Origin of the sequence: Streptococcus sanguinis, from assembly GCF_020729765.1 — a bacterium.
In the GTDB taxonomy this organism is placed as follows: domain Bacteria; phylum Bacillota; class Bacilli; order Lactobacillales; family Streptococcaceae; genus Streptococcus; species Streptococcus sanguinis_Q.
Genome location: NZ_JAJEPD010000023.1, coordinates 467,171 through 485,710, shown reverse-complemented (window position 1 = coordinate 485,710; position 18,540 = coordinate 467,171). Strand labels below are relative to the sequence as shown.

The 18,540-nt window shown below is 43.7% G+C and carries 17 protein-coding genes and 1 pseudogene; 8 read left to right on the top strand and 10 right to left on the bottom strand.

Annotated features, from left to right (window positions below; genetic code table 11):
- From K4H96_RS04075 to K4H96_RS04055, 5 genes and pseudogenes are all read left to right on the top strand, one after another.
- Nucleotides 1–744 (top strand): ABC transporter permease (locus tag K4H96_RS04075; protein WP_227956349.1); only part of this gene is annotated, 744 nt, incomplete at its 5' end.
- Between the two features lie 118 nt (nt 745–862).
- Nucleotides 863–1,665 (top strand): annotated as a pseudogene (locus K4H96_RS04070) (Cof-type HAD-IIB family hydrolase).
- Nucleotides 1,665–2,297, top strand: coding sequence for an SGNH/GDSL hydrolase family protein (locus K4H96_RS04065; RefSeq protein ID WP_223337356.1), 633 nt, complete (start codon nt 1,665–1,667; stop codon nt 2,295–2,297). The pseudogene K4H96_RS04070 and the gene K4H96_RS04065 overlap by 1 nt, the downstream one beginning before the upstream one ends.
- 314 nt (nt 2,298–2,611) lie before the next feature.
- Nucleotides 2,612–4,387, top strand: a complete 1,776-nt coding sequence (gene spxB / locus K4H96_RS04060; RefSeq protein WP_002919671.1) for a pyruvate oxidase — start codon at nt 2,612–2,614, stop codon at nt 4,385–4,387.
- Between the two features lie 154 nt (nt 4,388–4,541).
- Complete coding sequence (locus tag K4H96_RS04055; protein WP_125352291.1) at nt 4,542–4,889, top strand: VOC family protein; 348 nt, start codon at nt 4,542–4,544, stop codon at nt 4,887–4,889.
- Between the two features lie 134 nt (nt 4,890–5,023).
- On the opposite strand, the gene K4H96_RS04050 is transcribed toward K4H96_RS04055, so the two are convergent.
- The 4 genes from K4H96_RS04050 to K4H96_RS04035 form a co-directional block, all read right to left on the bottom strand.
- The gene (locus tag K4H96_RS04050; RefSeq protein WP_002901451.1) at nt 5,024–5,899 is read right to left on the bottom strand and encodes a cysteine ABC transporter substrate-binding protein; all 876 of its coding nucleotides are present in this window, start codon (nt 5,897–5,899) and stop codon (nt 5,024–5,026) included.
- Nucleotides 5,900–5,987: 88 nt separating this feature from the next.
- Entirely contained in the window at nt 5,988–6,737 is a 750-nt protein-coding gene (locus K4H96_RS04045) for an amino acid ABC transporter ATP-binding protein (protein ID WP_125406049.1), read from the bottom strand.
- A gap of 8 nt (nt 6,738–6,745) precedes the next feature.
- Entirely contained in the window at nt 6,746–7,423 is a 678-nt protein-coding gene (locus tag K4H96_RS04040) for an amino acid ABC transporter permease (protein WP_223337357.1), read from the bottom strand.
- Nucleotides 7,383–8,063 carry an amino acid ABC transporter permease gene (locus tag K4H96_RS04035; RefSeq protein WP_002932070.1) on the bottom strand — a complete coding sequence of 227 codons (681 nt, stop codon included), beginning with the start codon at nt 8,061–8,063 and terminating at the stop codon, nt 7,383–7,385. Before K4H96_RS04035 ends, K4H96_RS04040 begins: the two co-directional genes overlap by 41 nt.
- Nucleotides 8,064–8,326: 263 nt before the next feature.
- Here K4H96_RS04035 and K4H96_RS04030 point away from each other — a divergent pair, with 263 nt between their 5' ends.
- Nucleotides 8,327–9,766: a 6-phospho-beta-glucosidase gene (locus K4H96_RS04030; RefSeq protein WP_223337358.1), complete on the top strand. Its 1,440-nt coding sequence runs from the start codon at nt 8,327–8,329 to the stop codon at nt 9,764–9,766.
- A 97-nt stretch (nt 9,767–9,863) separates the two neighbouring features.
- On the opposite strand, the gene K4H96_RS04025 is transcribed toward K4H96_RS04030, so the two are convergent.
- From K4H96_RS04025 to K4H96_RS04000, 6 genes are all read right to left on the bottom strand, one after another.
- Entirely contained in the window at nt 9,864–10,811 is a 948-nt protein-coding gene (locus tag K4H96_RS04025) for an alpha/beta fold hydrolase (RefSeq protein WP_223337359.1), read from the bottom strand.
- A gap of 42 nt (nt 10,812–10,853) precedes the next feature.
- On the bottom strand, nt 10,854–11,417 hold the full coding sequence (locus tag K4H96_RS04020) for a hypothetical protein (protein WP_227956347.1): 564 nt from the start codon (nt 11,415–11,417) through the stop codon (nt 10,854–10,856).
- Entirely contained in the window at nt 11,414–12,013 is a 600-nt protein-coding gene (locus tag K4H96_RS04015; protein ID WP_223337361.1) for a TetR/AcrR family transcriptional regulator, read from the bottom strand. The genes K4H96_RS04020 and K4H96_RS04015 overlap by 4 nt, the downstream gene beginning before the upstream one ends.
- Before the next feature lie 393 nt (nt 12,014–12,406).
- Nucleotides 12,407–13,072, bottom strand: a complete 666-nt coding sequence (locus tag K4H96_RS04010; protein ID WP_223337362.1) for an HXXEE domain-containing protein — start codon at nt 13,070–13,072, stop codon at nt 12,407–12,409.
- Between the two features lie 16 nt (nt 13,073–13,088).
- Nucleotides 13,089–14,867 carry a serine hydrolase domain-containing protein gene (locus K4H96_RS04005; RefSeq protein ID WP_223337363.1) on the bottom strand — a complete coding sequence of 593 codons (1,779 nt, stop codon included), beginning with the start codon at nt 14,865–14,867 and terminating at the stop codon, nt 13,089–13,091.
- Nucleotides 14,868–14,884: 17 nt separating this feature from the next.
- Nucleotides 14,885–16,666, bottom strand: a complete 1,782-nt coding sequence (locus K4H96_RS04000; RefSeq protein WP_223337364.1) for a serine hydrolase domain-containing protein — start codon at nt 16,664–16,666, stop codon at nt 14,885–14,887.
- 260 nt (nt 16,667–16,926) lie between these two features.
- Here K4H96_RS04000 and K4H96_RS03995 point away from each other — a divergent pair, with 260 nt between their 5' ends.
- The gene (locus K4H96_RS03995; protein WP_002903793.1) at nt 16,927–17,607 is read left to right on the top strand and encodes a response regulator transcription factor; all 681 of its coding nucleotides are present in this window, start codon (nt 16,927–16,929) and stop codon (nt 17,605–17,607) included.
- Between the two features lies 1 nt (nt 17,608).
- Entirely contained in the window at nt 17,609–18,484 is an 876-nt protein-coding gene (locus K4H96_RS03990) for a sensor histidine kinase (protein ID WP_223337365.1), read from the top strand.
- Nucleotides 18,485–18,540 lie beyond the last annotated feature (56 nt).

Sequence of the window (18,540 nt, the reverse complement as noted above, 5' to 3'; positions counted from 1 at the left end):
AAACAAACTTCGCTCATATCTGATTGGAAAGCATACTTTTTGTTTGATCTTATACCTCCGATTTCTCAAACTCTATTTTTTTCATTGATTGCGAGTTATATTTATGGGGTTGAATATATCCAAAAATGGATGATAGGGAATGCATTATTAATTGCTTCGTTTAATTCATTGTTTGGTGTAGGAGCGCAATTAATAGTAGAAAAATATAATGGAACACTTAGTTTGTTAATTGCTTCAAAAACAAGATTGAGGTCCATTTTATTATCAAGTGCAATTGGCTCCATGATTATGACTATTATTTCAATTGTTATTGGACTAGTTGTTGTTAGTATGATTTTAAATGTTAGTTGGACAAGTAATTTAATTTTTTCGTTTATTATCGTTCTCTTAGTGGCTACATTTGYATCAGTAAGTTTTGGATATATTTTTTCATGTCTTATTTTAATAACAAGTGAAACAAATTTAGTATTAAATTTAATTAGTCGAATACTATTAATTTTTACTGGGGCAAATTTTCCAATAAGTAAGTTACCATATATTTTACAGTGTTTTTCTGGAATTTTGCCATTAACAAGATCTATTAAAATTGCTAAAGGTTTAATAGCGGGTAAGCCACTTTCAACTCATTATAATCTTATTTTTGAGGAGTTAACATTAAGCTTTATGTTTTTAGTACTTGCCTCTATTTTATTACACATTTTAGAAAGAAAATCACGCACTACCGGAAAGTTAGAATTTATATAGTTCTCATGTTTTAAAATAATTATATTTGGAGTAGGAAATAATGATTGAATAAGAATATAAAGTTATTATAAACTCAGAACAGTATCATAAATTAAAAAATCAACTTTTCTTTTCAGACATGGATGGAACCTTGCTGGACGGACAGGGACAGCTGGATTTGCCGCGTCTGGCTACTATTTTAGATGAGCTGGAGAAGAGAGACATTCGCTTTGTGGTGGCTACTGGCAATGAAATTCCACGGATGCGTCTGCTATTGGGAGATTTGGTAGAACGAATGACCTTGGTAGTCGCCAACGGAGCGAGGATTTTTGAAAAGATCAGCTAAGCATGAGCAGTTTCTGGAAACCTGGATTGATTAGGGATGCGTTGGCTTATTTTTCCGGTCGTGAAAGGGAGCTTCAGCTGGTTGTGACCTCTGAAAGAGGCGGCCTTGTTCAGGAGGGAACAGAGTTTCCCTTGATTGAAAAGGTTATGACTAAGGAAATGGCTCAGCTTTTTCACAAGCGGATGAACTTTGTGCCAAGACTTCAGGATTATCCCTTTGACAAGGTCTTGAAAATGAGTATGATGGTAGAAGAGGCTGCAGCAGCAGAGCATGCTCGTCTGATTAATCAGCATTTTGCAGGCCGATTGAGCGCTGTTGCCAGCGGTTATGGAGCCGTTGACATCCTCCAAGATGGGATGCACAAGGCTTGGGGCTTGCAGCAGCTGATGGCTAAGTGGCAGATTCAAAGCTCGGAAATCATGGCTTTTGGGGATAGTGAAAATGACATAGAAATGCTTGAATTAGCTGGTATTTCTTACGCTATGGAAAATGGTGATGAGCGAGTCAAAAAGGTAGCAGACTACCTAGCACCGGCCAATACAGAAGCCGGTGTTCTACAGGTGATGGAGCAATACTTAGAAGAGGAAAAAGAATAATGGCAGTACAATTACTAGAAGAATGGCTTCTCAAGGAGCAGGCAAAATTGCAGCAAAACTACAGAGAACTCAATCAACTCTCCGTCAAGGATCCAGACATCATCTTTATCGGAGATTCTATCGTAGAATACTATCCATTGCAGGAACTATTGCAGACGGATAAAAGACTGGTCAACCGCGGCATTCGGGGCTATAAGACTGATTTGCTTTTAGAAAATCTGGATGCCCATCTCTTTGGGCAGGCTTTGGATAAGGTCTTTATCCTGATAGGTACCAATGACATTGGCAAGGAGATGCCTAAGACAGAAACGCTGGCCAATTTAGAAGCCGTTATTCAGGAGATTTCTCGTGACTATCCTCTAGCTCAGATCCAGTTGCTGTCGGTCCTGCCGGTCAATGAAGCTCCAGCCTACAAGAGCACAGTCTATGTCCGCAGCAATGAAAAGATTCAGGCCCTCAATCAGGCCTATCGCCAGCTGGCTAAGGCCTACATGAATGTCCAATTTATCGATCTCTACGATGCTTTTCTGGACGAGAAAGGCCAGCTGCGCCCAGACTACACAACTGACGGCCTCCATCTGACCATTTCTGGCTATGGAGCCCTGTCCAAGGCCTTGCAGGAATATTTGTAGTTTCTTCGAAAAAATACAGCTCTGTTTTTCCAGAACAGAGCCTTTTTTATTTTCTTAAACTTACAAAGTTTTTCTGTGAATGATGCTTGATTTCAAAGGGATTATGAAAATTATTATAAAACACATTGGACTTTGTGAAAAAATTTAGGACTTTGTGTTATGTAATAGTTCTATCTCATCTATGAGCATATTCTTATACAAGAGCTAAAAAACATGATAAATTGATAGAGTAAAGTTGCTTGAAGCGTTTTCATTCACAAGTGGAAATGTTTTCAATAACTGAAAATTTATTTTATTGAAGGGGAGTTATTATTATGACTCAAGGAAAAATTACTGCATCAGCAGCAATGCTCAACGTATTGAAAACATGGGGCGTAGATACCATCTACGGTATCCCATCAGGAACACTCAGCTCACTCATGGATGCTTTGGCTGAAGACAAAGATATCCGTTTCTTGCAAGTTCGCCACGAAGAAACTGGTGCTCTTGCTGCGGTGATGCAAGCTAAATTTGGCGGCTCAATCGGGGTTGCAGTTGGTTCAGGTGGTCCAGGTGCGACTCACTTGATTAACGGTGTTTACGATGCAGCTATGGATAACACTCCATTCCTTGCTATCCTTGGATCACGTCCAGTCAACGAACTCAACATGGATGCCTTCCAAGAACTTAACCAAAACCCAATGTACAACGGTATCGCTGTCTACAACAAACGTGTTGCTTACGCTGAGCAATTGCCAAAAGTAATTGACGAAGCGTGCCGTGCTGCAGTTTCTAAAAAAGGTCCAGCTGTTGTTGAAATCCCAGTAAACTTCGGTTTCCAAGAAATCGACGAAAACTCATACTATGGTTCAGGTTCATACGAACGCTCATTCATCGCTCCTGCTTTGAACGAAACTGAAATTGACAAAGCTGTTGAAATCTTGAACAAGGCTGAGCGCCCAGTGATCTATGCTGGATTTGGTGGTGTTAAAGCTGGTGAAGTCATCACTGAATTGTCACGTAAAATTAAAGCACCAATCATCACAACTGGTAAAAACTTTGAAGCCTTTGAGTGGAACTACGAAGGTTTGACAGGTTCTGCTTACCGTGTTGGTTGGAAACCAGCCAACGAAGTGGTTTTCGAAGCAGACACCGTTCTTTTCCTTGGCTCAAACTTCCCATTTGCTGAAGTTTATGAAGCCTTCAAGAACACTGAAAAATTCATCCAAGTCGATATCGACCCTTACAAACTTGGTAAACGCCATGCCCTTGACGCTTCAATCCTTGGAGATGCAGGTCAAGCAGCTAAAGCGATTCTTGACAAAGTAAACCCAGTTGAATCTACTCCATGGTGGCGTGCGAATGTGAAGAACAACCAAAACTGGCGTGATTACATGAACAAACTCGAAGGTAAAACTGAGGGTGAATTGCAATTGTACCAAGTATACAACGCAGTGAACAAATACGCTGACCAAGATGCTATCTACTCAATCGACGTAGGTAACACAACTCAAACATCTACTCGTCACCTTCACATGACACCTAAGAACATGTGGCGTACCTCTCCACTCTTTGCGACAATGGGTATTGCCCTTCCTGGTGGTATCGCTGCTAAGAAAGACAATCCAGACCGCCAAGTATGGAACATCATGGGCGACGGTGCATTCAACATGTGCTACCCAGACGTTATCACAAATGTTCAATACGACCTTCCAGTTATCAACCTTGTCTTCTCAAATGCTGAGTACGGCTTCATCAAAAACAAATACGAAGACACCAACAAACACTTGTTTGGTGTAGACTTCACAAACGCTGACTATGCTAAAATCGCTGAAGCGCAAGGCGCTGTTGGATTTACAGTAGACCGCATCGAAGACATTGACGCAGTCGTTGCAGAAGCTGTTAAATTGAATAAAGAAGGTAAAACTGTTGTTATCGATGCTCGCATCACTCAACACCGTCCGCTTCCAGTAGAAGTACTTGAACTAGATCCAAAACTTCACTCAGAAGAAGCAATCAAAGCCTTCAAGGAAAAATACGAAGCAGAAGAACTCGTACCATTCCGTCTCTTCTTGGAAGAAGAAGGCTTGCAATCACGCGCAATTAAATAATTCCTCTCGCTGAAAATCAAATGTAAACTGTGTCATCTTCACCTTGCCGCATAGCAGTACTGCCTGCGCTTCGATGTCTTGTTTATAACTTGATTTTCTTAGAGTCGAACTTGAAAAGATCGGAGCAATCCGGTCTTTTTATGGAGGATAGTAAATGAATTTAAATCAATTAGATATTATTGTTTCAAATGTTCCCCAAGTCTGTGCTGACTTGGAGCGTATTTTGGATAAAAAGACAGACTATGTTGACGACAGTTTTGCACAGTTCACGATTGGCAGTCACTGTCTCATGTTGTCCCAAAATCATTTGATTCCTTTGGAAAATTTCCAGACAGGAATCATTCTTCATATCGAGATTGAGGATGTAGACCAGAATTACCAGCGGTTGAAAGAGCTTGGTGCTGAGATTTTACACGGCCCAGCTGTAACTGATTGGGGTACGGAATCGCTGCTAGTTAAAGGCCCTGCTGGTCTAGTGATTGATTTTTATCGAATGAAATAGGTCTGTTAAAATAGAAAAAACGCATAAAATCAACTGATTACAAAAGTGTTGATTTTATGCGTTTTTATGTGAACTGTTCTTATATTTCGGATAGAAATTGAGTTTTTCCAACTTCTTGCTCTATATCAGCAGGTTTATTTAACTTCCCCGCCTTCAACAACTAGGTCGTCAGCCTTAGCAGCTTCGCCGTATGTTGGGTGGAGAGTTTCTTCATAGGCCTTGTGGAAGAAGTTTTCTTTGCCGAGTTTCTTGATTTCGTCGTTGATATAGTTGAGTAGCTCGGTATTGCCTTTCTGCACAGCTGGGGCAATGGTATCTGGATCACCTAGCGAAGTGATGCCGACTTCAAAGCCTTTGTTTTCCAGCGCCCAAGCTAGGACTTCAGTATTGTCTGTAGAAAAGGCGTCGCCGCGGCCGTCCAGCAGGGCTTGGTAAGCATCGCTGTACTGATCATACTTTTGCAGCTTGATATTCGGATAGTTCTTTTCAAAGTAGGTTTCAGCTGTGGTTCCCTTGGTGATGATCAGGGTCTTACCTTCCAACTGCTCAGGCTTGGTGATAACTGAGCCCTTTGGTGATACGACTCCGAGAGATACCTTCATATAGGGCAGGGCGAAGTCAACTTGTTTTTTCCGCTCGTCTGTGACGGTGAAGTTGGCTAGGGTAATATCGACCTTGTTGGAGATTAAGTATTCAGCCCGGTTAGCAGCATCTACAGGCACATACTCTGGCTTAACACCTAAATCTTTAGCGAGTTGGTCGCCCAGATAAATGTCATATCCTTGATATTTGCCGTTGTTATCTACATAGCCGAACGGTTTCTTGTCGCTGAAAACCGCGATACGAAGCTTACCGCTCTTTTTAATTTCCTCAAGGCTGCGGGCCTTGACCGTTTTGCTGGAAGCTGCGTCTTTGTTACCAGCATCTTTCTTGCTGGAACTGCCGCAAGCGACAAGGAAGAAAGCCAGAGTAAGGGTTGTTAAAGCAAAGATTGTTTTAGATAATTTCATAAGAGACTCCTTTATAAGATAAGAGAATGTGAAGAAAACACAGAGATACCAAAGAGCAGCAACATCAGTGGTGGGGTAGGCATCACTGTCAGCCTAGATGGCTGAAGTCAAAGACATTGAGAAATTCCTGGGCTCGCTGGGTTTTGGGTTGGCTGAAGAACTGCTGGGCGGTATTTTCCTCGAGGATACCACCTTGGTCCATGAAGATGATCCGATCGGCAATGGCGCGGGCGAACTGCATTTCGTGGGTCACAATCAACATGGTCCGGCCTTCCTCGGCTAGGTCATTAATGAGCTCTAGCACTTCGCGGACCATTTCGGGATCTAGCGAAGCAGTTACTTCATCAAAAAGGATGATTTCTGGGTGCATGAGGAGCGAACGGACGATCGCCACCCGCTGCTTTTGGCCGCCAGACAGTTGGCGAGCAAAACTGTGCTTTTTATCCGCCAGGCCGACTCGTTCCAGCAGGCTTTCAGCTTCCTTGATGACCTCGTCCTTCTTGCGCCCCTGAGCCTTTATGGGAGCAAGAATCAGATTTTGCAGGACATCCAGATGGGGGAAGAGCTCATAGCTTTGAAAGACCATGCCAATCTTCTGACGAACAAGATGGAAGTCCTTTTTCTGGCTGAGGATGGATTGGCCATCCAGCAAAATATCACCAGACTGGATGCTTTCAAGACCGTTGATGCAGCGAAGCAGGGTCGACTTTCCGCAGCCAGATGATCCTAGGATGACCACAACCTCTCCTTTTTGGACAGAGAGAGACAGGCCTTTAAGGATGGCATTGCTGCCGAAAGACTTGCGAATGTCCCGTAATTCTAAAATGATTTCCGACATGATGTCCGTTACTCCTTCCAGATGGTTTCCAAATAAGAGGACAGCTTAGAAATAGGAAAGCAGACTGCGAAGTAAAGCAGCAGAATGCAGCCATAAATCCAAAAAGCAGCAGAAGGGATAGACAGACGATTGCTGTCAATGATCTGCTGGCCGACCTTGACGACCTCGATGACTCCGATAAGGACGATGAGTGAGGTTGTCTTAATCATCCGCGTGATTAGATTAATCGCCTGCGGCAAAAGCCGTCGCAGTACCTGCGGGATGATAATGTAGATATAGAGCTGGCGCTGCGACAGTCCCAATGCCTGACCGCTTTCAAACTGATGCTTGGGCAGGGAAGTAATGGCACCCCGTACCAAGTCACCCATTTCCGCCGTTCCCCAAAGAGAGAAGACGATAATGGCTGAAAGCTCACCAGAGATATTGATGTCGAAATTTCTGGCTAGGCCAAAGTAAACCAGAAAGAGCAGAACCAGCTGGGGCATGACGCGGATAAACTCTAGATAGGCTCTGGACAGAAAGCGCACAATCTTTGAGTGCGAGGTCATAATGATGCCAAAAAAAGTCCCCAAGATAAGGGAGATGATGACCGAGAGGATGGAAACGCCAATGGTAACGCCCAGCCCCTGTAAGATACGTAAGAAATTATTCCCCTGAAAGAGAACTTGAATGCCCAAATCCTGCACGCCGCAGCCTCCTTTCTATCCAGCTAAAGCCAAGTGAAATTGGCAGCAAAATAATCAGATAAGCGATGACTAACATGAGCAGAGCCGTATCTGTCTCGTAGTAAAGGCCAATCAAGTCCTTAGCTACAAACATTAGGTCTGCCAAGGCAACAGCTGAAAATACTGAGGTTTCCTTGATTAAAAAGATGACATTGGCACTAAAGGAAGGCAGGGCAATAGCTGCAGCCTGAGGCAGGATGACATAGTAGAAGACTTGTACTGGTCGTAGGCCGATAGAGAGTCCGACTTCCCTCTGCGTTCGGCTGACTGCTTCAAGGCCGCTTCGGAAAGACTCAGCCATATAGGAACCGCCCAGAAAGATTAGCCCAATCGTCGCACAAGCCTCAGAGGATAGAACGAGTCCAACACGAGGCAGGCCGAAGTAGAGAAAGAAAAGCTGCAGCAACAGCGGCGTATTGCGGGAAAACTCGATATAGGCGGTTGCTAGCGACTTCAAAATTGGAATCTTGTAAAAGCGAATCAGACTGACTAAGAATCCGACAGCAATTGATCCCAAAATTCCCCAAAAGGCTATGAACATGGTTAAAAGAAAGGCCTCTTGATAGAGGGGATAGTAATCACTGACGATGTCCCAGTTCACGGCTCTCACTCCTTAAACACTTGATGTTCCTAGTTTAGCATAGATAACAGACCTTTAGTAATATGTATTTTTTATCGCACTGATAAGGAAAATCTATCACTGTTCTGAAGAGAAATGCTAGATTGGGGGTTTGTTATTTCAGCTGTGAAATCAATCGGTCATAGAATAATATTATTATTCGACATTATGTTATAAGTTTTTTAGATTTTACTTTGTTATACTATAAAGTATAGAAAATCTTTTATCTTACTAAGGAGGAAGATATGACTAAAAAACTGACTTTTCCTGATGGTTTCTTGTGGGGCGGAGCGACAGCTGCCAACCAGTGCGAAGGCGCTTATGATGCGGATGGTCGCGGGCTAGCCAATGTAGATGTGGTGCCGATTGGTGAGGATCGTCTGGCCATCATCACGGGTAAGAAAAAGATGTTTGACTTTGAGGAAGGCTATTTCTACCCGGCAAAGGAAGCTATTGACATGTACCATCGCTTTAAGGAGGACATTGCCCTCTTTGGCGAGATGGGTTTTAAGACCTATCGTCTGTCCATTGCTTGGAGTCGGATTTTCCCTAAGGGGGATGAGATGGAGCCCAATGAAGCTGGCCTGAAATTTTACGAAGACCTCTTTAAGGAATGCCATAAGTATGGCATTGAGCCCTTGGTGACCATTACTCACTTTGACTGTCCCATGCACTTGATTGAGCAATATGGTGGTTGGCGAAATCGTCGCATGCTGGAATTTTACGAGCGTCTCTGCCGAACTCTCTTTACCCGCTACAAGGGCTTGGTCAAGTACTGGCTGACCTTCAATGAAATTAATATGATCCTCCATGCACCATTTATGGGGGCGGGGCTTTGCTTTGAAGAAGGCGAAAATGAAGAACAGGTCAAGTACCAAGCGGCCCATCATGAGCTGGTCGCGTCAGCCATTGCCACCAAGCTGGCTCATGAGATTGATCCAGAAAATAAGGTCGGCTGTATGCTGGCAGCAGGACAAAATTATCCTAACACCTGCCATCCACGCGATGTATGGGCTGGCATGGAGGAAGACAGAAAAAACTATTTCTTCATCGACGTGCAGGCGCGTGGTGAATATCCCAACTATGCCAAGAAAGCTTGGGAGCGCGAGGGCATCACTGTCGAAATGACAGAAGAAGACCTGCAGCTGCTCAAGGAGCATACGGTGGACTTCATTTCCTTCTCATACTACTCTAGCCGGGTAGCTTCGGGCGATCCTAAGGTCAATGAGCTGACGGAGGGCAATATCTTTGCTTCTCTCAAGAACCCTTATTTGGAAAGCTCTGATTGGGGCTGGCAGATTGATCCTCTGGGCTTGCGCATTACGCTAAATACCATCTGGGATCGTTATCAAAAGCCCATGTTTATCGTGGAAAATGGTCTGGGCGCAGTGGACACTCCGGATGAAAATGGCTATGTGGCTGATGATTACCGGATTGACTACCTGGCGGCCCATGTCAAGGCCATGCGAGAAGCCATCAATGAAGACGGTGTGGTTCTGTGGGGCTACACGACCTGGGGCTGTATTGATCTAGTATCAGCCGGCACTGGCGAGATGAAGAAGCGCTACGGCTTTATCTACGTGGATCGGGACAATGAAGGCAAGGGAACTCTCAAGCGCTCCAAGAAGAAATCCTTTGATTGGTACAAGGAAGTCATCGCGACTAATGGAGCATCTGTGAAATAAGAAAAATGCTGAGATATGAATGTCTCAGCTTTTTTTAAGGATGTATTTTTAATAGGAACTTTAGTCTAACTGAAATTTAAATACTTTACAAGATTTATTATTTCAAGAATTCCTTTATTTGCTGGGCGATTTCCTCTGGCTTTTCGTCATGGATATAGTGGGAGCTTTCTAATGTCACAAGTTTGGCTTGGGCATTCTGCGCTACAAACTCTTCTTCCAACTTAGGAGTTTCTCCGCCTTTCTGGACAGCCGCAAAGATAAGAGTTGGAATCTGGGGCACGGGTTCTTTGTTAATTGTTTCAACATTTTTCTTCCGATTCTTGACTTCGTTCATGACCGCCTGGGTGATTGACCGCTGGTGGAACAAAGCTTTAAAGACAGCTTTTTCCTGATCATTGAGAGCCCCAGACTTTATGGCCGGGCTGCTATTTTCATCAAAGAAAATCGGCAGGCGAGCCAAGCCTAGCATTCTCCCCAGCTGGATAGTCTGATAAGAGCCATAAAATTTCTGCTGGTCGGCCACCTCTGTATGAGGCATGGTCATATCCAGCCCGATAATAGCTTCTACTTCTTCTGGGTAATGATTGGCCCAGTGAATCGTTTCTAAACCGGCAATCGAATGTGGTACCAGGACATAAGGACCGGATATCTTAGCAGCTTTGAGGGCCTTACGTGTCTGCTCCACTTGTCTATCCAATGAGCGGTCATCGTTTCCATCATCGCTGTAACCATAGCCCAGACGTTCTACCACGACGATACGATAATCATCCTCCAGCTTGGAATAAAGAGCTTTGAAATCCAGAACCGGAGCATTGGTGCCCAGACCTGCTAGGAAAACCAAGGTCTTCTTGCCCTTGCCAGCAGTGTAGACATTGAGCTTCTTACCCTCTACCTCGACCAGTTGGCCAATCGGCTTCTCAATGAGTTTGCTTTCCTGAGCTATTTGAAAGCGGTGATAGAGAAAGATAGCCAATAAGGCCAGAGCTAAGAGTCCTACCAGCCAAGTGATTGTTTTAAGGATAAATATAAAGATTCTTTTCAACATAGGGATTCCTTTCTGTTCATCATATTTTAGACTCGCATACTTTTATTTATAATCTTTACTCCAAGCGGTCATATCGTGATTTACGCTAAAAGCGAATAGAAGTTTAATCAGGTAAAGTGATAAAAGAGCTGTCATACTGATTGGCAATTTACTGTAACTAATAAGAAGAATGCAACCCAACCCCGCCATAGAAGCACCAGTTAATGCTTGCTCCCTGCAATCTTTCAGTAGTTCGCTTACAAACAGAGCGCCTATCATCGCACCAAGCCAGACCATAGTACAGGTTAGTAAAGATTGATTAAAAAGTAGAGCTAGAAGTAAGGGCTGAATATGAATCAGTAGGAAAACACATCGTCGCTTTACAGACTCCTGATAATAATGATTAGTCCCTTGAGATAAATTAGCAATCACTCCGCCGCTGATATCTACAGATAAGAGGCAAAAAGTGATGATTTGCCACAATGGCCAATTCTGATCTGGCAAGGAAAGGCGCCAGAGTAATCCAGTTACCAGAAAAGAGAAGGTCATCGTTATAGCTATGGTTATTAGGCTAGTTTTCCGTCCAAATAGTTCCTGTAAAAACTTAGGTGTACAAATATCTCTCAATATTTTACTCCTCCCTGTCCCAGGATAAATTCTATCTGTTCCAATCCTTTTTCCATTAAAAGTGATGATGGCATATCTGTATAAAGATATCGGATTACCAAAAGCCCTAAACTGTTATAAAGTATTTCCAGCAGGAGGTCGATTGGGTAGTTTTCCGGCAGTAGATGGGCCTTGCTTTCCAAGTAAGTCTTAATTGATTGAAGATATTGACTATCAAGATACAGCAAGTTGCTCAAATATTGACTGGAATCAGCATCAGAGGTGAGGATTTGAAAAATGCTCTGCCAGTCGGACTTCTCAACTTCAGTTATAGTTCCAACATCAGATATAATCTGCTTTTTAATACTTGCCACAAGCTCTGTATAAGTCTTAGCATTTTCATCAAATTTTGTAGTCAATTTAAACTTCTTCTGGATAACTATTTCAATAAAAATTTGCCCCTTGCTTTTAAAATAATTATATAGAGTTCCGGTAGCTATATCACAGACTTCTGCAATCTCTCGCATAGAAACTGCTCCAAAGCCCTTAGAGCGAAACAACTCCCCTGCCACTTCTAAAATAGCTTGACGATTTTTTTCTTTTTTACTTACTTTCATTTTTAAATCCCTTTTCAAAATATGAATACGTTCATTTTATGAACTTGTTCATATTGTAATAAATAAAATATAAAAAATCAAGAAAAAACTAAATACAATTTAGTGGTCAAAAAATAGAAAGCCAGAGGGACTGATATATAAAATTTGCCTTAGAGCCCCCACCACTGCCAAAGCAGATAGACTGGTCAGGTGTATCTATATTGTTTCTGTCGCGATAGAGTTGGAAATAACAGCTAACAAACATTAGATATGTCTGGTTGGCCGCAAGGCCAAACTTAAAATAGCAGAATAGAACTAGGCCACTTTTTGATTTTCGGTGAGCATTAGTCACTCAGTTATGCCTTCGACGTCTCATAGAATTTTTGAAGAAGATTATGAAAAAAGGAAGAGAACTCAGTTATTTTCTCTTGCGATATATTTTTCATAATAACGATTGCTATCAAAAGGATAAGGGGTCTCTTTTGATTTGAACAGTTGCTCAGGGATAAGAACGACACTACTTACAAGAACTGTTCCACTGATAATGGCTAAAATGATTATTGGCAAACTGGGGAGATTTGTAGGATACTGGCTCAGAACATAGTAGAGAGCATGAAGCGTAAAGACAACCGCAGTCGCAAAACCTGGGTTATAAATGGTTCTTTTTCCTACTGTACGAAAACGTCGGTACATACTGAACCCAAAAATCAGGTGCCCAATCATTTCAAAAAAGCAAAAGATAAGATTCCAGATGACAATGATCTGATTGACACCGTAGAAGAGACAGACAATACCAATTAATTCAGCTAACATGATAGTCAGCATATCAGAAAATTGATTCATAGGATAGCGATCGGGCTTTCGAGAGCGCCGAAGCATGTTGTAGTTATAATGAAAACCGCCAGGAAATCTCCATTCCTCTAGACAGTGCAAAGGGAGCATGACATAGATTATAGCGACAAATCTGCTTCCAGCATCTAGTGTGGTCCAATTTGTGATAAGATATAAGAGAATACCGATTCCCATAGCAAAGAGAATGGGAATCCAGATTTTTAACCAAACAGAAATCAGTTTGAACATAACAACACCTCATTTATCAAAGCACCCACCACTGGTAAAGAGACCAGTAAAGGATGTTAGCGACCACTGCCAAAGCAGATAGACTGGTCATGGCCGTCAGGAAGAGGCGGCCCTTGCTGAGCTTTTCTCTGGATTTTCTGAAGAGCGGCAGCAGAGCAGCAGAGGTTAGCAGGAGCCCCAAGGCAGCAAAGAGCATGTAGCGCCAGGGAGCTAGAGAATTGAGATCATCTGACATCAAAGGTATCATAATCATTAGCAGGTTTAGGGGAACAGCCAGAATACCAAGAGAAGTCAGTAGATTCCAGACCTTCCAAGTGCGGTCTGTGGGCTCAACCGTTTTTCGGGAAATCAAGCGATAAACTCCTAATAAAAGGTTGGTGATGATCGTTCCAAAACTATAGACAATTCCAAGGATGCCTAATCCTAAGATGATATAGTCTTTATAGAAGTCAAAAGCAGAGATTTTCTCATAGTCTACCACAGCGACGGGAATTGTAATCTTTCCCTTGCTCTTATAGATGGTCCAAAAATTGGTACTCAAGATTCGGTTCTGAGCAGGATTGTCAATCTTTTCTATTGAGGGCATCATGAGTCTTAGAAAGGACAAGGGACCATGGAGAAAGGTACGTGGAGAACGGTAGTAGCCTGGTGTAAACTGCTTTTGGGTATCTTCGTCAGCTGTTTTACGTTTTCCGAAAACCAGTTCAGGCATTTGGTAGTTGTAATTCTCTTCCATGCTTTGATTGGTCATGACTATGTAGCCGATGCCACTTTCCAAGTCTAGCATGAGACGAGAGCTGAAACCATCAGTATTGCCGCCGTGGCCAATGATGCTGACTCCGTATTCATTAATCCAGAAACCGTGGGCATTGCGGGCGATGTCTGTACCTGGATAGGTCGAAGTGGGATTGTAGAGAGTATTCCAAGTTTCTGGACGGTCAAAGAGAGTCTTGCGCCCCAGCAGAGCCTGAGCAAATTTCTGTAAATCCTCCAAGGTACCGGCTGCTTGGCCAATTGAGTAGAGACCATATTCATAAAAAGCTGTCCCTAGTGAATTTCCCTTTGTATCATAGGCCTTAGATTCTTGCCGTTTTTTCTGAACATAGGGATTATCAGATAAGTCCGGTAGGAGAGCTGTCTTGTCCATGCCAAGCGGCTGGAAGATATGCTCGTGGGTATAGTCAGCAAAGGTCTGGCCGGAAATCCGCTCGACAATCATAGAAGCGAGCCCAGCACCATAGTTGGAATAAGAGGTTACTGTTCCAGGTTCAAAGGACTGGACAGGCTGGAGCATGCGTAGATTTTCCTCTATATTTTTATCACCTTTTGTGTAAGACAGAGATTCATCAAATCCTGTCTGATGATTCATGAGATCCAGCATCGTGATAGCTTTGTCGAAGTGCAGATTTTTAAGAAAATTCTCTGGTAGATAGGTCTTGATATCTTCCTCTAGGTCAATCTTTCCTTGTTCCCAGAGTTGCATGACAGCTATCCAGACGGTCAGCTTGGTCACAGAGCCCCAATCAAAGACGCTGCTGTTGTCAGCTTTGATGCCTTTTTCTTTATCCATATAACCGAAGTTGCCTTGGTAAATGGTGCTATCCTTGTCAAATACTGCCGTTTCCATAGCGGCAGTCGTCTTTTCATGCTCCTTGACATAGTCTTGGATTTTCTGGCCGATCTGGTCACGTTCGATACCAGATGGGAGTTTCTGTTCTTCAGCCAGTGCGGTAATCGGCCGAAAGAGTCCTAGAGTCAACAGAGTTAAAAGGATTAGGGAAAATGTTTTTTTCATAGCTGGCTCCTTTCATATTAGAATACCCACCACTGACAGAGGGACCAATAGAGGATATTAGCGGCCACTGCTAAAGCAGATAGGCTGGTCACGGCTGTTAGGAAGAGGCGGCCTTTACTGAGCTTTTCTCTGGACTTTCTGAAGAGAGGTAACAGAGCGGATACGGTTAGCAGGAGTCCCAAGGCAGCAAAGAGCATGTAGCGCCACTGAGCGAGTTCGCTGAAATCTCCTGAAGTTGCTGACATGAATAGCAGAAAGAGATTGATTGGAACAGCCAAAATACCAACAGCTGTTAGAATGTTCCAGACTTTCCATACGTGGTCTGGCTGTTCTTGTTTTTTACGGAAGATGAGTCGATAGGCTCCTAGAATCAGACTAATGAGGAGTAGACCGAGGGCGTAGATGATACCAAGTCCACCAGAGCCAAGAACGATAAAGTCTTTATAGAAATCAAACTCAGAGACTTTCTCATAGTCTGCAACGGCCACTGCGATACGGGTCTTGCCTTGGCTCTGATAAATGGTCCAGAAGTTGTTTGGCAATCGCTGATCGTCAGATGGTTCCTGTAAGTAGTCTGCGGAGGCTGGAATCATTTTAAAGATAGCCAGCGGTCCTTGATTAAAGTTGCGCAGAGTGCGATAATAGCCTGGACTGAACTGCTCTTGGGTTTTCTTGCTGGCCGTTTTACGTGGCCCAAAGACGAGCTCTGGCATTTGGAAATTATAATTTTGCTCTGTACCTTGATTGGTCATGACAATATAGCCGATACCATGCTCCAAGTCCAACATTATCCGTGAAGTAGAGCCAGCTGTATTTCCGCCGTGGCCCAACACAGTAGTACCGTATTCGTTGGCCCAAAAGCCATGAGCATTGCGGATGATATCCGTGTCAGGGTAGGTGGAACTGACAGTATAGAGGGTGTTCCAGGTCTCTGGGCGATTAAAGAGCGTCTTGCGAGCCAGCAGGGCTTGGGCGAACTTCTCCAAGTCTTTCAAGGTGCCAGTAGCCGCTCCGGTAGGATAGATGCTAGTGATGAAATGGTCCTTGTTCAGCAAGTTTCCTTTAGTGTCGTAACCCTTGGTTTCTTGACGCTTTTTCTGAACGTAGGAATTGTCTGATAGGTCCGGCAAAATAGCCGTTTTATCCATGCCCAGTGGTTTGAAAATATGCTCATGAGCATAGTCGGCAAAGGTCTGACCGGAGATCCGCTCGACAATCAGAGCAGCCAAGCCGGCACCGTAATTTGAATAAGCTGTGACTGTACCGGGTTCAAAAGACTGGATAGGTTGTTGTTCTTTAAGGATTTCTTCGATACTTTTGTCACTTCGCATGTAGAAGGTAGTCTCATCAAATCCTGCCTGATGGTCCATCAGATCCAGCATGGTGATAGGCTTATCATAGCGGAGATTTTTGAGGAAGCCTTTTGGCAGATAGGTGCGGATGTCTTCTTCTAGGTTAATCTTACCTTGCTCCCAGAGCTGCATGACAGAGATCCAGACGGTCAGCTTAGTCACGGAGCCCCATTCAAAGACGCTATCATCATCGGCCTTGACCCCTTTTTCCTTATCCATGTATCCAAAGTTGCCTTGATAAATGGTACCGTCCTTGTCAAATACCGCTGTTGCCATGCCGGCTGTTGTCTTTTCATGTTCCTTGACATAGTCTTGGATTTTCTGGCCGATCTGGTCACGTTCGATGCCAGATGGTAGCTTTTGAGTCTCCTCTGCCAGCGCAGTAGCTGGCTGGAAGAGTCCTAGAGTTATAATGGTTAGAAGCGTTAGAATAAATGATTTTTTCATGCGGCTCTCCTTTTTTCCTTAGCCCTCAAGGGCGAAAGTAATACTTCTAAAAACGATTTTGCAAAAAATTTTAAACATTCTGAGCCTCCTTTTTATAGCACATGCATTTCTTATTTCTTTCTATTTTAAAGTTCGATTCTCAAATATCCTTCAAGTAATTCTAAAATATTTCTAAAGTTTTTCGAATAGTCCATCTTTTATTGACTTAGCCTCTTATCCTTGCTACACTAGTGATAGGAAATTTCTGGAGGCGAGTGTTTATGGCTCATATTTTACTCATCGAAGACAATAGTGATATTCATGAAATTCTAAAAGAACTTTTTCAGAAGGAACACACGGTTTATTCTGCCTATTCGGGGACGGAGGGCATTTCTCTGTTTGAGCGGGAGGAGATTGATTTGGTCCTTCTGGACATCATGCTGCCGGGTAAGAATGGCGATGAAGTGTTGAAGGAAATTCGCAGCAGCAATGCTACGGTGCCAGTGGTTATGCTGACGGCTCTTGGGGAGAAAGCGCTGGTTAGCCAGTACCTGCTGAATGGTGCTAATGATTATATTGTCAAACCTTTCAATCTGGATGAGGTTTTTGCCCGTATTACCGTGCAGCTGCGCAGCCAGCAGGCTTTGACCGGCGAGGAAGAAGGCCAGTCCTTTAAAAATATCCGCCTGCTCAAGGCTACCTTTGAGGCGGTCTGTGGAGAGAAAAGCGTCCGTTTGAGCAAGAAAGAATATCATATCCTCCAGCTCTTGCTCCGTCATCCCAAGAAGATCTACACAAAGGAAGAGCTCTTTGAGCAGGTCTGGGAAGAGAGCTATCTGCCTGGGGATAATACCTTGAATACCCACCTCAGTAATCTGCGCAAGAAACTAGCTCAGTTGGACCCAACAGAGGAATACATAGAGACTGTTTGGGGACTAGGTGTCCGGCTCAAGGAGGACTGATATGTTGGTGTTAGTCATTTTATTTGCCCTTATCAGTCTGTTTCTGGCCATTGGTTTCATACGCTATCATCTGGCGGTTAAGGATGTGGCACAGCAGATTCGTCTGAAGCGGCAGACAGGGAGCCAGAATCGTCTGACTCCTGCTGCTCATGCCCCCAGTATTTTGGAGCTGACAGAGGAAGCAGAGCTGCTCTTTGCGGAACTAGATAAGACGACCTTTGTCGTCCAGCAGGAAAAGAAGACGCTGGATATGGCTATCAGTAATATTGCCCATGATATCCGCACTCCTCTGACCATTGCCAGTGGCTACACCCAGCAGCTGCTGAAGGATGATAGTCAGGAAAGTCAGCAGCTAGTCAAAATTGCAGATAGTCTGGGAATGGTATCCAAACGGCTGGAAGCCTTGATGGAGTACCGCCGGCTGATGGAGGGAGCCATTCGGGCCAATGTCCAGCCGACAGATATATCCCAGCTGGTAACCCAGCAGCTTTTTACTTATTATGACGCCTTTCAGAAAGCCCAGATTGACCTGCAGGTAGAGTTAGCTGAAGGTCTAGAGCTAGAGACAGACCCAGAAATTCTAGAGCGCATTGTTCAGAATATGATAAGCAATGTCCTCAAGCACGGTCGTAAGGCTGCCAGCATTTCTCTGAAAAAAGAGGGCGAGCATTGTATCTTTACCGTCAAAAATATCGTCCAGCAGCCTATCCAATATCTGGATAAGCTGACCAATCGCTTTTACTCAGAAAACCTATCCAGCAGCGAGGAGTCTTCAGGGTTGGGGCTCTACATCACCCAGCAGTTAGTCGAAATCCTAGGCGGGGACTTGACAATGAAAGCCGAGGACGACTGGTTTGAACTGGTTGTGACTTTGTAAAAAAGACTTAAAAAATCAGAACAAGGAAGGCTCAGCTCTATCAGCTAGTCTCAAAA